12 protein-coding genes are annotated in these 13,501 nt (G+C 61.5%); 1 reads left to right on the top strand and 11 read right to left on the bottom strand.

What is annotated here, in order from left to right; all coding sequences use genetic code 11:
* Positions 1-97: 97 nt before the first annotated feature.
* The 6 genes from truB to rimP all read right to left on the bottom strand — a co-directional run bounded on the left by truB (position 98) and on the right by rimP (position 7,415).
* On the bottom strand, positions 98-1,033 hold the full coding sequence (gene truB, locus NDI72_RS08860) for a tRNA pseudouridine(55) synthase TruB (RefSeq protein ID WP_113153825.1): 936 nt from the start codon (positions 1,031-1,033) through the stop codon (positions 98-100).
* On the bottom strand, positions 1,033-1,437 hold the full coding sequence (gene rbfA, locus NDI72_RS08855) for a 30S ribosome-binding factor RbfA (protein WP_113153824.1): 405 nt from the start codon (positions 1,435-1,437) through the stop codon (positions 1,033-1,035). Before rbfA ends, truB begins: the two co-directional genes overlap by 1 nt.
* A gap of 239 nt (positions 1,438-1,676) precedes the next feature.
* Positions 1,677-4,280, bottom strand: a complete 2,604-nt coding sequence (gene infB / locus NDI72_RS08850; RefSeq protein ID WP_113153823.1) for a translation initiation factor IF-2 — start codon at positions 4,278-4,280, stop codon at positions 1,677-1,679.
* Complete coding sequence (locus NDI72_RS08845; protein WP_113153822.1) at positions 4,277-4,912, bottom strand: RNA-binding protein; 636 nt, start codon at positions 4,910-4,912, stop codon at positions 4,277-4,279. The genes infB and NDI72_RS08845 overlap by 4 nt, the downstream gene beginning before the upstream one ends.
* A 132-nt stretch (positions 4,913-5,044) precedes the next feature.
* A complete protein-coding gene (gene nusA, locus NDI72_RS08840; RefSeq protein WP_113153821.1) occupies positions 5,045-6,724 on the bottom strand; it encodes a transcription termination factor NusA in 1,680 nt (559 codons plus the stop codon).
* A 1-nt stretch (position 6,725) separates the two neighbouring features.
* The gene (rimP, locus tag NDI72_RS08835; RefSeq protein WP_206548780.1) at positions 6,726-7,415 is read right to left on the bottom strand and encodes a ribosome maturation factor RimP; all 690 of its coding nucleotides are present in this window, start codon (positions 7,413-7,415) and stop codon (positions 6,726-6,728) included.
* A 265-nt stretch (positions 7,416-7,680) separates the two neighbouring features.
* Here rimP and NDI72_RS08830 point away from each other — a divergent pair, with 265 nt between their 5' ends.
* Entirely contained in the window at positions 7,681-7,845 is a 165-nt protein-coding gene (locus NDI72_RS08830; RefSeq protein WP_204360859.1) for a hypothetical protein, read from the top strand.
* Between the two features lie 192 nt (positions 7,846-8,037).
* Here NDI72_RS08830 and trmB read toward each other — a convergent pair whose 3' ends face one another.
* The 5 genes from trmB to NDI72_RS08805 form a co-directional block, all read right to left on the bottom strand.
* Positions 8,038-8,742: a tRNA (guanine(46)-N(7))-methyltransferase TrmB gene (gene trmB / locus NDI72_RS08825; RefSeq protein WP_283800258.1), complete on the bottom strand. Its 705-nt coding sequence runs from the start codon at positions 8,740-8,742 to the stop codon at positions 8,038-8,040.
* A gap of 32 nt (positions 8,743-8,774) precedes the next feature.
* On the bottom strand, positions 8,775-10,055 hold the full coding sequence (metK, locus tag NDI72_RS08820; RefSeq protein WP_206544362.1) for a methionine adenosyltransferase: 1,281 nt from the start codon (positions 10,053-10,055) through the stop codon (positions 8,775-8,777).
* A 192-nt stretch (positions 10,056-10,247) separates the two neighbouring features.
* Positions 10,248-10,661 (bottom strand): helix-turn-helix domain-containing protein, encoded by a 414-nt coding sequence (locus NDI72_RS08815; RefSeq protein WP_113156121.1) that lies wholly within the window; start codon positions 10,659-10,661, stop codon positions 10,248-10,250.
* A 132-nt stretch (positions 10,662-10,793) separates the two neighbouring features.
* On the bottom strand, positions 10,794-12,377 hold the full coding sequence (lnt, locus tag NDI72_RS08810) for an apolipoprotein N-acyltransferase (protein WP_283800257.1): 1,584 nt from the start codon (positions 12,375-12,377) through the stop codon (positions 10,794-10,796).
* 123 nt (positions 12,378-12,500) lie between these two features.
* Positions 12,501-13,436 (bottom strand): hemolysin family protein, encoded by a 936-nt coding sequence (locus tag NDI72_RS08805; protein WP_206544776.1) that lies wholly within the window; start codon positions 13,434-13,436, stop codon positions 12,501-12,503.
* Positions 13,437-13,501: the final 65 nt, after the last annotated feature.

Here is a 13,501-nt window from a genome sequence, read left to right as displayed (position 1 = left end):
GTGTACACAATGCACGAAACGGCCAAGGGTTGCGCGGCGAATTGCAGAAATCGTTCTGTTGCCGGATTGAGATCGGAGTGGTCGGGCCCCGACAGCTTCAGGCGGCGAAAACGCGCTTCGGCTTGAACATGCCGGCCTCGACGGCGCCAAGCGCCACAAGGCGTCCGCGGGCGCTTGCCCAGGCTTCGGGCGCTTCCACCGGCGCATCGCGTCCGCGCACGATCACCGGATTGCCGAGCCTGAGACGCGCTGCGGCGTCATCCGTGACGGCAACTTCCGGCAGCCCTTCGAGCGCCGTTGCAATGTCGAGAAGATAGGCGTCGAGCGCTGCAAAGTCGCCAGCCTCGCGGTCGCAGTCTTCCAGCGCTTCCTCAAGAGCTTCCAGCGTGACGAGCTGTTCGTCCACGAACGGATAGACCTCGGTACGGCGCAGTTCGGCGATGTGGCCGTAGCAACCCAGATCGCGCCCCATGTCGCGTGCGAGGCTGCGCACATAGGTGCCCTTGCCGCATTCGACCTCGAAAACCGCCTCATCCGGCGTGAACGAAACCAGGTCCAGCCGGCCGATCTCGATTTCGCGCGCGGCGATTTCCACCGTCTCGCCTTCGCGGGCAAGATCGTAAGCACGCTCGCCGCCGATCTTCACTGCGGAATACTGAGGCGGCGTCTGCATGATGATGCCGGTGTAGTTCGGCAGAAGCGCGCGCACGGCCTCTTCGGTCGGGCGCTCGTCGGATGTCTGGGTGACCGGACCCTCAAGATCGTCGGTGGAGCGCTCCTCGCCCCAGGCAACCTTGAAGCGATAGACCTTCGCGCCGTCCATGACGAAGGGAACGGTCTTGGTCGCATCGCCAAGCGCGATGGGCAGCATGCCGGAAGCCAGCGGATCGAGCGTGCCTGCATGGCCCGCTTTCTCCGCATTGAACAACCACTTGATCTTCGAAACGGCGTTGGTGGACCCCATATTGGCTGTCTTGTCCAGGATCAGCCAGCCATTGATACGACGTCCCTTTCGCTTACCGCGTCGCGCCATCAAAGATCATCCTCATTGCCGTCGTCGTCCCCCAGGTCGCGGGCCACTTCCGGCGACTTCAGAAGGCGATCGATCTTGTTGAAATTCTCGAAACTGTCATCCACCCGGAACCGCAGCTCCGGCATGTATTTCATCTGCCGCAGGGCCGGCGTGATACGGCCGCGAATGTAGCGCGCATGGCGGTTGAGCGCCGCGACGACCACATCCTTGTCGGCAGCGCCCAGCGGCGAAACATAGGCCGTGGCGATCTTGAGGTCCGGCGACATGCGCACCTCGGAAACCGAAATCACCGTATTGGCGAGCGCATCGTCGCTGACATCGCCGCGCTGCAGCGCCTGCGAGATTGCATGACGGACCTGCTCGCCGACGCGGAGCTGGCGTTGTGAGGGAGCGGAAGACGGCATGGAGCACCTTCTTGCGGGGAAAGCCCTATTGTATCCGCATCGCGGATATCGGCAAATTATGAAAGCGGAACGTCAGACGCCGGAATGAGAGATGGGGCATCAAGTGCCCCATCTTCCACGTTCCAAACGTACGCGCACCAGAGCATCGGACCGAAAAGTGAAAACCGGTTTTCGGCAGTTCCGATGCTCCATCAACAATCCGGATCGTCCTTTGTGCGTCCGGATGGACGCACGACGACCTAGAGCGAGCGCGTGACCATCTCGACGCGATAGGCCTCGATGACATCGCCGGGGCGAATGTCTTCGTAGTTCTCGAACGCCATGCCGCATTCCTGACCGGCAGGCACTTCGGAAACCTCGTCCTTGAAGCGCTTGAGCGTCTTCAGCTTGCCTTCGTGGATCACCACGCTGTCGCGGATGAGACGCACGCCGGCGCCACGCTCGACCTTGCCTTCGGTGACACGGCAACCGGCAACCTTGCCGACCTTCGTGACGTTGAAGGTTTCCAGGATCTCGGCGTTGCCGAGGAAGGTCTCGCGACGCTCCGGCGACAGAAGGCCGGACATGGCCGCTTTGATGTCATCCACGAGGTCGTAGATGATGTTGTAGTAGCGGATCTCGATGCCTGCATCCTCGGCTGCGTCGCGCGCCTGCTTGTTGGCGCGAACGTTGAAGCCGATGATCGCGGCGCCCGAGGTCTCGGCCAGCGACACGTCGCTTTCCGTGATCGCGCCGGCACCCGAGTGAACGATGCGTGCGCGAACCTCGTCGGTGCCCAGCTTGTCGAGCGCGCCGGCAATGGCTTCGATGGAGCCCTGCACGTCGCCCTTGACGATGAGCGGGAACTCTTTCAGGCCCGTGTCCTGCAGCTGCGACATCATCTGCTCGAGGGAACCGCGCTGACCCGCCTGGCGGGCAACGGACTTCTCGCGCGCCAGACGCTGGCGGTATTCGGAGATCTCGCGGGCGCGGGCTTCGCTCTCGACAACCGCAATGCGGTCACCGGCCTGCGGCGGGCCCTGAAGACCCAGAACCTCAACCGGCATGGAGGGCGGAGCTTCCTTCACCTGGTCGCCATGATCGTCGATCAGCGCACGCACGCGGCCCCACTCATTGCCGGCAACAATGATGTCACCGGTCTTGAGCGTGCCGGCCTGCACCAGCACGGTGGCGACCGAGCCACGACCGCGGTCGAGCTTGGCTTCGATGACGACGCCTTCGGCGGAGCGATCCGGGTTGGCCTTGAGTTCCAGAACCTCGGACTGCAGCAGAACGGCTTCGAGCAGCTTGTCGAGGTTGGTTCCCTTGACGGCGGAGACCTCGACGTCGAGGACTTCACCACCCATGGATTCCACAAACACCTCGTGCTGCAGCAGCTCGGTGCGGACCTTGTTCGGGTCTGCTTCCGGCTTGTCGACCTTGTTGATGGCAACAATGATCGGAACGCCGGCAGCCTTGGCGTGATTGATGGACTCGATGGTCTGCGGCATCACGCTGTCGTCAGCCGCCACCACGAGGATGGCGATGTCGGTGGCTTCCGCACCACGGGCACGCATCGCGGTAAAGGCGGCGTGACCGGGCGTATCGATGAAGGTGATCTTCTGACCGTCCTGCTCGACCTGGTATGCGCCGATATGCTGGGTGATGCCACCGGCTTCGCCCGAAACGACGTTCGCCTTGCGGATCGCGTCGAGAAGCGAGGTCTTGCCGTGGTCGACGTGGCCCATGATGGTCACGACCGGCGGACGCGACTTCAGGTCCTCGGTCTTGTCCTCAATGTTGAAGAGGCCCTCTTCCACATCGGACTCGGCAACGCGCTTCACGGTGTGGCCAAACTCCTCGGCCACCAGCTCGGCGGTGTCCGCGTCGATCACGTCGCCGGGCTTCAACATCTGGCCCTGCTTCATGAAGAACTTGATCACGTCCACGGCGCGCTCGGCCATACGCTGGGCGAGTTCCTGGATGGTGATCGTCTCGGGAACAACCACCTCGCGGGCGATCTTCTCACGCGGCTCCTGATGCTGGGCGCGCTTGAACTTCTCCTGGCGGCGACGCATCGAGGAGAGCGAACGTCCGCGCGTCTCGCCATCGTCGGAAAGCGCGCGATTGAGCGTGAGCTTGCCACGGCGACGCTGATCGTCGGTGCGCGGCTTTGCAGGCGTGCGCGGAGCCTCAACCTTGGGCGCGGCGCGTTTGATCGGCGTGCCCTTGCTCTTGGAGCGGGCGTCGCCATCGTCGCTCGGCGCGGGGGCGGGCGTCGCCTCTGCGGCGGGAGCCGGCGGTGCGCGGCGGCTGGCTTCTTCCTCTGCGCGACGACGCGCTTCGGCTTCGGCCTTGAGACGCTCTTCTTCTTCGGCCTGGCGGCGTGCGGACTCTGCCCGCTCGCGCTCACGGCGCTCTTCTTCTTCTGCCCGGCGCTTGGCGTCCTCGGCAGCGCGCTTGCGCTCCTCGGCCTCACGAACCTTGGAATCCTGAAGGGCGCGACGGCGCGCTTCCAGCTCTTCCTTGGAGAGTTCGTTCAGAACCACACCGGAACGGTTGCCGCCCTGCGGCGGACGCGGACGCTCACGATGGCGCTGTGGCGCAGGCTTGGGCGCAGCCGGCTTCGGCTTTGCCGCCGCCGGAGTCGGGGCCGGTGCGGGTGTCGGCGCCGGAGCCGCCTCGCCGCGTTCGTCAGGCCGCGAGAACTTTCGCTTCTTCGTCTCGACGACGACAGACTTGGAGCGTCCATGCGAGAAGCTCTGGCGCACGGTGCCCTGCTCAACGGAGGGCCGCTTCAGCGTCAGTGTTTTCTTCTTCTCGACGCTCAGCGTCTTGTCGTCACCGGTTTTCGTATCCGTCATTCCACATCCTCTGCGGTGCCCAGTGCAACCGCTGCCGGTTTGTCCGCGCTTTCGCCTCGAAAAGTCCCGAGCGCATTTACGCGTTTCAGCGCCGCCTTGCCCGCGTCCCGCCCGAACACGGCAGCATGTATCACATTTGTGGCTCCCAATGCCAAACTCATTTCTTCTTCGGAAAAGAGTTTGTAAGCCGGTATCGCTGGTCCGCCCATATGAACCACCGCGCGTCGGGCAGCGGTGATCTTGCGAACCCCGTCATGCGAGCCTTCGCGGGCATGCAACACGCCATAGGCCTTGCCACTGCGCACCGAAGCCTCAACCTTCGCCGCACCCAATGCCACGGCTCCGGCCTTGCGCGCAAGCCCAAGAGAGCCGAGAGCGGCTTTTGAGAGCAATTCATCGACCAGAGCGCCGAGATTATCTGGCGGTCTGACCGAAGTTTTCAAGGCGCGGGCGAAAAGGTTCTTCTCCGCTGCCTTGTCGACATGGGCGCGGTCAGCAGTGACCCAGCACCCGCGTCCCGGAAGATTGCGCTTCAGATCGGGAACGACCATGCCGTCCGGGCCCGCGACGAACCGGATCAGGTCCTCCGCAGGTCGCGCCTCGCGCGAGACAATGCATTTGCGGTCGTTCATGTCTTCCACGATATCTCCAGAACATCCTGCTAACGCGCATGGCAGCGCGGCTCCACAGGACCACGATCAAACAGGTTTGCAGAGCGCGCTGCATGTGTCACGGGGACCGTCACGCGCTCTGCAGCCATCATATCAGGCCTCTGCGCCTTCTGCCTTCTCGGGCGCTTCCGCACCCTCGACGGCAGCTTCTTCAGCGCCTTCCACAGCCTCGGCCTCAACCTCAGCAGAGGCTTCTGCCTCTTCCTCAGCCTCGGTCACGAGGTCTTCCTCGGAAATCCAGCCCATCTTCAGACGGGCGGCCACAACCATCTGCTCGGCCTCGGCGCGCGAAACGTCGAACTTGGACAGAACGCCCGGCTCGAATTTGGTCTCGCCGTCCTTGCGCTCTTTCCAGCCAACCAGATCGTCGACGGCGTAGCCTGCGAAGTCCTCGATGGTCTTCACGTCGTCTTCGCCGACGGCAACCATCATCGCGGTGGTGATGCCCGGGATCTCCCGCAGCTCGTCCTCAACGCCCAGCTCCTTGCGCTTGGCGTCGAACTCGGCCTCGATGCGCTCGAGATATTCGCGGGCGCGCATCTGGATCTCTTCGGCTGTTTCCTCGTCGAAGCCATCGATGGAGGCAATCTCGCCGGAGTCCACGTAAGCCACTTCCTCGACGCTGCTGAAGCCTTCGGAAGCGAGCACCTGGCCAACCATCTCGTCGACGTTCAGCGCATCCATGAAGAGCGACGAACGCTCGGTGAATTCCTTCTGGCGGCGGCCCGACTCTTCTTCCTCGGTCAGGATGTCGATGTCCCAGCCGGTGAGCTGCGACGCCAGGCGCACGTTCTGACCGCGGCGGCCAATGGCCAGCGAAAGCTGGTCGTCCGGCACCACAACCTCGATGCGCTCTGCGTCCTCATCCAGCACCACCTTGGCGACTTCGGCCGGCTGCAGTGCGTTGACGATGAAGGAAGCGGCGTTCTCGTTCCACGGAATGATGTCGATCTTCTCGCCCTGAAGCTCGCCGACAACCGCCTGAACGCGGCTACCACGCATACCCACACAGGCGCCGACCGGATCGATCGAGGAATCGTGGCTGATGACCGCGATCTTCGCGCGCGAGCCCGGATCGCGGGCCACCGAACGGATCTCGATGATGCCGTCGTAGATTTCCGGCACTTCCATGGTGAAGAGCTTCGCCATGAACTGCGGATGCGTGCGCGACAGGAAGATCTGCGGGCCGCGCTGCTCGCGCCGCACGTCATAGACATAGGCGCGGACGCGGTCGCCATATTTGAAGATTTCGCGGGGGATCAGCTCGTCGCGACGGATGATCGCTTCGCCACGGCCCAGATCGACGATGACATTGCCATATTCGACGCGCTTGACGGTGCCGTTGACGATCTCGCCGATGCGATCCTTGTACTCGTCATACTGTCGGTCGCGCTCGGCCTCGCGCACCTTCTGCACGATCACCTGCTTGGCGGACTGTGCGGCGATGCGGCCGAAATCCATGGGCGGAAGCTGCTCGGCGAGGAAATCGCCGGGCTGTGCGTCCGGATTGCGCGTGCGGGCATCGCGCATGGAAATCTCGCGTGCCGGCTCTTCGACATTCTCGACGACTTCCATCAGGCGCTGCAGCTTCATCTCACCCGTCTGCGGGTTGATGTCGGCGCGGATATTGGTCTCCTGACCATAGCGCGACCGCGCGGCCTTCTGGATGGCATCGGCCATGGCGGCGATGACGATCTGCTTGTCGATGGACTTCTCGCGGGCCACCGCGTCGGCGATCTGGAGAAGCTCCAGCCTGTTCGCACTGACTGCCATATCACTCTCCTTCGGCGTGGGTTCCGGGTTCTTCGTCCCCGGCCGGCTCAGTTGCGTCTTGTTTGGCGGACCGCTGCGCGGCCCTTTCCGATGCGGAAGGGCGGCGATTGCGCTTGCGCTCGCGGCGCTCTTCCTTTTCCTGCTTCAGGGCGTCGCGCACCAGATCGTCCGTCAGGACAAGCCGTGCCTCGGCAATCGCCTCAAAGGGGATACCAAAGAGGACATCCTCGTCCCCATCTTCCTCGACCGTTTCCGGCTCGATCGTCACGGTTTCCTCGTCGTTCTCGACGATGAAGCCGCGGAAGCGCTTGCGCCCGTCGAGCAGGATCGAGGTTTCGATTTTGACCAGATGCCCTTCACCCGAAGCGAAATCTTCCTTGCGCACCAGCGGGCGGTCGATGCCCGGCGAAGAGATCTCAAGCTGATAGGCCGTATCGATGGGATCTTCCACATCAAGCACGGGCGAAAGCGCCCGGCTGACTTCCTCGCAATCCTCGACGGTCATCGTGCCGTCGGGCCGCTCGGCCATGATCTGCAGCGTCGCACCGTCCTGCGCGGTCATGCGGACGCGCACCAGACGATAGCCGATTGCCCCAAGAACAGGGATGATGATCGCAGCAACGCGCGCCTCGATTCCGCTTTCGCGGATCAGCCGATCATCGTCGTTCCTGTCTTCTGAAATTGCCGTCATCCAACCTCCGGACGGTCGTATCTAACAAAAAAGAGCGGGACCGGCGGGACCCACTCTCCGTCATATCGACCAAGAATTTGAATTTCATATAGCCGAGACGCTGCTTCTTTTCAAGGCCCGCGCTGCATTTGCCGGCGCGCTGCTGGCAACCCGGCGCGCAATTGTTGCACCGCACAAATGCATGGCAGCCCTGCCGTAACGTCGGTTCCCAAATCTCCGGCTGCGGCCTAACTATGCTGCATCGCACAATTGAAGGAGCAGAGAGATGTCCGCACGCAGCTTCGTGTCTGGAATCGGTGAATTTTTCGGCGTTATCGAAAGCGCGGTCGCCGTATCGTCCGCAGTCCGCAATCGCCGTCGCGCACCGGATGCCGATTTGCGCCGTCTCGGCATTGATCCCGAACAGTTTTACGCCACGCGCAACCGTTAAGAACGCGGCCGTTCAGGCCTGTTACCCTGTGCTAGAGCATTTCCGCTTTTCGTTGAAACGCGAAAATGCCCTGACTCATTGTCTTTACGCAATTCCGGACGGAAAACCGGTTCCCACTTTTCCTGGAATTGCTGCCGGTCAGGCGACACCACCTGACGGCACAATGCTCACGGGCCTGAGAATGGCCCCAGCCTAGACCCGCAGAAAAGTGAGATAGGCAGGCGTTCTGCCCTCACGGATGGCTTTCGCCTCGTAACGCGTTCCCGGCCAGCCTTCATAGGGCTCGCGCCAGTCATCCGCACTCTGCGCCGGCCAGGTGAAAGCCGGATGCGCATCGCAGTGCAGCAAGGTCCAGTCGACATAGGTGTCGATATCGGACGCAAACCGGAACCGGCCACCGGGTTTCAGCACGCGTGCGAACCGGTCCAGATTGACCGGGTTCACGAACCGCCGCTTCCAGTGCTTCTTCTTCGGCCACGGGTCGGGATAAAGCAGATCGATCCCGCTTATGGACGCCTCGGGAAGCCAGTCCAGAAGCTCCGTCGCGTCATCATTGTAAATCCGCAGATTGGACGGTACGCCGCCGGCCTCATCGACCGCCGAGGCCAGCTTGGCCATGCCGTTGACGAAGGGCTCCACACCGATGAAACCGCTCTGCGGATGACGCGCCAGCTCGCTAAGCAGGTGCTCGCCACCGCCGAAACCGATCTCCAGCCGCACATTTTCGACCGAACCGGGAAACAGCGCCCGCACATCGGCAGGCGCCGCCTCACCCAGATCGATCAATGCACCGTCCAGAAGGGCGGCAAGGGCTGCGTCCTGCCTGGGACGCAGCCGCTTTCCGTGACGACGGCCGAAAAAGGCTTCCGTTGATCGTGTGCGCCGTTCTTCAGCCATGTGTCGTTCCGAAAAATCCAGCAAAAGCCGCCTTAAGCGGCTTTTGCGACTGCCTGCTTGAGAGCCTTCACCAGATCGGTGCGCTCCCAGGAGAACGAACCGTCACGCCCTGCCTTGCGACCGAAATGACCATAGGCTGCGGTCTTGGCGTAGATCGGGCGGTTCAGGTCGAGATGACGGCGAATGCCGCTCGGCGACAGATCCATCACCTCACGGATTGCCACTTCCAGCTCCTCCTCGGAGACGCGGCCTGTGCCATGCAGGTCCACATAGACCGACAGGGGCTGGGCAACGCCGATGGCGTAGGAAAGCTGGATGGTGCAACGCTCGGCAAGATTGGCCGCAACGACATTCTTCGCCAGGTAACGCGCGGCGTAAGCTGCGGAACGGTCCACCTTGGTGGTGTCCTTGCCGGAGAATGCGCCGCCGCCATGGGGCGCTGCGCCGCCATAGGTGTCGACGATGATCTTGCGGCCGGTGAGACCTGCATCGCCGTCCGGGCCGCCAATGACGAACTTGCCGGTCGGGTTGATGTACCAGTTGCAGTCAGCCGCAATCTCGATGCCGCCGGAAGAAAGCGCCTCATGAATGTAAGGCTCGACGACTTCACGCACCTTGGCGCTGTTCCAGGACGGATCGAGATGCTGGGTGGACAGAACGATTTCCGTCACTTCCTTGGGCATGCCATCCACGTAACGGACGGTAACCTGCGCCTTCGCATCCGGGCCAAGCTTGCCGGCATCGCCTTCACCCGCCTTGCGGGCATCGGCCAGAAGCTGAAGGATCTTGTGCGAATAGTAGATCGGCGCCGGCATCAGGTCCGGCGTCTCGCGGCAGGCGTAACCGAACATGATGCCCTGGTCGCCAGCGCCTTCTTCGCCCTGACGGTCGGCGGCATTGTCGACGCCCTGGCCGATGTCGGGAGACTGGCCGTGCAGCAGCACGTCGATCTTCGCGGTCTTCCAGTGAAAACCGTCCTGCTCATAGCCAATGGCGCGGATTGCGCGGCGCGCAGCCGAACGGAAGCGCGACGGGTTGATCAGCGGATTGCCCTGGGAATCCGTGGCGATCTCGCCGGTCTGCTTGTCCCGCTTGAGCAGCGTCTCGGGGACGCGAACCTCACCGGCGATCACGACGCGGTTGGTCGTGGCCAGCGTTTCGCACGCAACACGGACCTTCCACGGATCCATGCCGCACTTCTTGGCTTCCCGATAGACCAGATCGACGATCTCGTCCGAGATGCGATCACACACCTTGTCCGGATGGCCTTCGGAAACGGATTCACTTGTAAAGAGATAGTTCTTGCGCGCCACGGGTATCCCCTCTGAGAAGAAGCCGGTCAATATGCCGGCAACAGGCGCCCCCTGTTAGCCAAGCTCTGCCTCAAACGTCAAGCAAAACGGCGGTCACACGAGTCAAAACGGGAAGTGGACATACGCCCACTCCCCGCACCTGGGTCGTGATCAATCCATCGAACTGTTTGAATGGATGAGATCGAGCCTGGCTCAATCCTGGTTTTCGGTGGCCAGAACCTTGACGAGGTCAATGACCCGCCGGCGGACCTTGGGGTCCGAAATTTTCACGAAAGCACGATTCAGCTGAACGCCTTCGCTGCTGTTGAGGAAGTCTACAACGAAGTCGGCGCTCTCCTCGCCCATGCCCTTCGCGGACTCTGTGTCTTCGCCCGGTGCGCCCTCAAAGAAAAACGACACCGGCGCGCTTAAGACCGAAGCAATGGCCTGAAGCCGGCTGGCGCCGACGCGGTTTGTGCCCTTCTCGTATTTCTGAATTTGTTGAAACGTTATGCCCAGACTCTCGCCAAGTTTCTCCTGGCTCATACCAAGCATGTTTCTACGAAGCCTGATCCGACCACCAACATGAATATCGATCGGATTCGGTTTTTTCTTGTTTTTGTTCATCACTTCCCTCGCCATCCGGCACGGGGTTGCCATTGACCGACGTACCAGCCCGACTCACAGAGCCCCAAGCCTGCGAAAATCGAACTGCGATGTAGTCGGCTTATCCACTATGCGTAGCTTGAAGGGGCGATGTCAATTCGCCCTCAGCCATCGAACAATACTTGACATCAAAAGCACGAACCCAAAACCAAACGCGATAAACAGCCAGTTGGTTCCCGGCTTTAAAAATTTAAATTGATTATTTCTATCGAGGGGGACCGCGACGTCCATAACACCGACGACATTGAGGTCGAATGCATCGACTATACGGCCCGTTGAATCCACCACGGCCGAGATGCCTGAATTGGCTGAACGCACCAGGGGAACGCCGTTTTCGATGGCGCGCAGGCGTGCCTGGCGGAAGTGCTGATAGGGCCCCGGCGACACGCCGAACCATGCATCATTGGTGACGTTCAGAAGGACATCCGCCTTCTCCGCAGCGCCATCGACAAGCCACGGAAAAATGATTTCATAGCAAACAAAAGGTAAAGCATTAACATCCGAATTGAGCGAGATCGCGTGCCTGGATCCGCCGGCGGTAAACGGCCCTGCCGACTGCACGAGCTCTTCAATTCCAAGCTTATTCAACAAGTTGGCGAGCGGCACATATTCGCCGAACGGCACCAGATGGACCTTGTCGACCGCATCGAGGATCGAACCGTCCGGCCCGATCGCCACCACTGAATTGTAGTAACGCGTCGCGGCCAGCGTTTCGCCCGGCTCCGAGCGCACCGCCCCCGTGATCAGAATCTGCCCCTCGTCCAGAAGGTCGCCCAGTTCCGCCAGCGCTTCGGGGCGATCGGTGAACAGGAAAGGCACCGCGGTCTCGGGCCAGATGATGACGCTTGGCTTTGGCGCACCGTCGATTGCAGGCTGACGGGACAGGCTAAGCAGCAGATCGAAGATGCGCGCCTGCTCCTCGGCGTCCCATTTCTCGGTCTGCATTATTGACGGCTGGACCATGCGAACGGCGATGGTCTTCTCGGCATCACTGGAAGTAGAAAGACTTATGTATCCATAGACCAAATGTATAGCGACAAGACCAATCGCAATACTCATTCCGACGAAGAGATGACGTCGCGTGCCAAGCAATGCGGGCATGGAAAATACAAGGACTGAAAGGAAATTCATCCCGGCTAATCCGACCAGCTTAGCCGATTGCATCGTCAGCAAAGTCGGCATGGCGGCATAACCAATTGCATGCCACGGAAAGCCCGTCAGGACGACGCTTCTAATCCATTCGATGACGCCGAAAGCAAGGGCGAGAGCAACGAGCCTGAAAATTCCGTCCGACCAGAATGATCGCGCAAGCGCTGCAGCCAATCCGTAAAAGACAGCAAGAACTGCCGGCAGTCCGACGACAGCAAACGGCAAGAGCCAGGCAAAGTTCTCTGCTTCGACCAGCAATGCATTGCCGATCCACCAGAGCCCGAACAGAAAATAGCCGAAGCCGAACCACCAACCGATTTTGAATGCCGGTAGCAGCCGCGCCAGAAGCCCCCGACCGTCGCCAACCGCGCCATCGAGAAGCCAGACAAGAATCGGGAAAGAAACAAAGCAGGCGGCGAAAAAATCAAACGGCGGCTGCGCAAATGCAGCCAGCCCGCCGGCCAAAAGTGCGACAAAATAGCGCCGCCATCCGCTAAGCAAAATCAGCCGTCCGGCGACGCTTTCCATCAAACCACCCGCGCAACACGAATCATACGTAGCTGAAGTATCTACAGATTGCCGAGGTTTGAAACCGTTTCGGCAAACTGTTTCGTGTGCATAAGGGCCTGTTTCAGGGAGCAAACGCGGTGGTCAGGAGGCCTGATCCACCCCGTTTTCGGGCGCGCGCGTGGCACGCCGACGCCGCTCAGCCGCCCGATTGTGTACAATACGGACACGTTTGACGCGGCGCGGATCGGCATCGAGCACCTGGAATTCAAAGCCCGGGATGGCCTGCACGACTTCGCCACGCGCGGGCACGCGGCCCAGCGTGTTGAAGATCACACCGCCAATCGTGTCCACGTCCTCGGAGTGCTCCTCGGCGTGGAACTCGTCGCCGATCACCTCCGCGACGTCCTCGATCTCCGCCTTGGCGTCCACGACAAACGCATCCTCGCCGATCTGCTCGATCAGCGGGGCGTCGTCATCGTGCTCGTCCTCGATATCGCCGACAACCATTTCGACAATGTCTTCCAGCGATACGAGACCGTCGGTGCCGCCATACTCATCGATGACGAGCGCCATCTGCGTGCGGGACGCCTGCATGCGCGCCATCAGGTCGGACGCCAGCATGGACGGCGGGACGAACAGGATCGAGCGCAGAAGGCTGAGATCGCCGATCGTGCGATCCAGATCCACCTTTGCGAGGTCAAAAGCCACCGGTTCCGGGGTTTTTCGGCTGCGGCTTCTCTTCGCACGCGCGGTCTTGGTGATGTGGCTGACCACATCACGAATGTGCACCATGCCGCGCGGATCATCCAGCGTCTCGCCATAGACCGGCATGCGGGAATGTCCGGACTTCTCAAACGCGTTGAGCAGTTCGCCAAGCGTGGTGCCGAGTTCGATGGCTTCGATATCGGCGCGCGGCACCATCACATCCTCGACGCGTAGTTCGCGCAGCCTCAGGATGTTCTTGAGCATCGCACGTTCGCCGGGCGAGAAGGCAGCAGTGTCGTGGGTCTGCTCGTCGAGCGCGTCTGCAAGGTCTTCGCGGATCGAAGATCCGTTTCGAATGCCAAGTGCAGCCATCATTCTCTCCCAGAGGGACAGGCGGCTTCCGGAGCTTCGCGGGGGAGGTCTACTAGACCCCTCTT

Origin of the sequence: Nitratireductor sp. GZWM139 (genome assembly GCF_030068685.1) — a bacterium.
In the GTDB taxonomy this organism is placed as follows: Bacteria; Pseudomonadota; Alphaproteobacteria; order Rhizobiales; family Rhizobiaceae; genus Nitratireductor; species Nitratireductor aquimarinus.
The sequence above is the reverse complement of the archived record's forward strand: the minus strand, read 5'-3'. Positions and strand labels throughout refer to the sequence as shown.

Coding starts and splice junctions, on each gene's coding strand:
- truB (WP_113153825.1), bottom strand. CDS start 1,033: ATGGCGCGACGCGGTAAGCGAAAGGGACGTCGTATCAATGGCTGGCTG.
- rbfA (WP_113153824.1), bottom strand. CDS start 1,437: ATGCCGTCTTCCGCTCCCTCACAACGCCAGCTCCGCGTCGGCGAGCAG.
- infB (WP_113153823.1), bottom strand. CDS start 4,280: ATGACGGATACGAAAACCGGTGACGACAAGACGCTGAGCGTCGAGAAG.
- NDI72_RS08845 (WP_113153822.1), bottom strand. CDS start 4,912: ATGAACGACCGCAAATGCATTGTCTCGCGCGAGGCGCGACCTGCGGAG.
- nusA (WP_113153821.1), bottom strand. CDS start 6,724: ATGGCAGTCAGTGCGAACAGGCTGGAGCTTCTCCAGATCGCCGACGCG.
- rimP (WP_206548780.1), bottom strand. CDS start 7,415: ATGACGGCAATTTCAGAAGACAGGAACGACGATGATCGGCTGATCCGC.
- NDI72_RS08830 (WP_204360859.1), top strand. CDS start 7,681: ATGTCCGCACGCAGCTTCGTGTCTGGAATCGGTGAATTTTTCGGCGTT.
- trmB (WP_283800258.1), bottom strand. CDS start 8,742: ATGGCTGAAGAACGGCGCACACGATCAACGGAAGCCTTTTTCGGCCGT.
- NDI72_RS08815 (WP_113156121.1), bottom strand. CDS start 10,661: ATGAACAAAAACAAGAAAAAACCGAATCCGATCGATATTCATGTTGGT.
- lnt (WP_283800257.1), bottom strand. CDS start 12,377: ATGGAAAGCGTCGCCGGACGGCTGATTTTGCTTAGCGGATGGCGGCGC.
- NDI72_RS08805 (WP_206544776.1), bottom strand. CDS start 13,436: ATGGCTGCACTTGGCATTCGAAACGGATCTTCGATCCGCGAAGACCTT.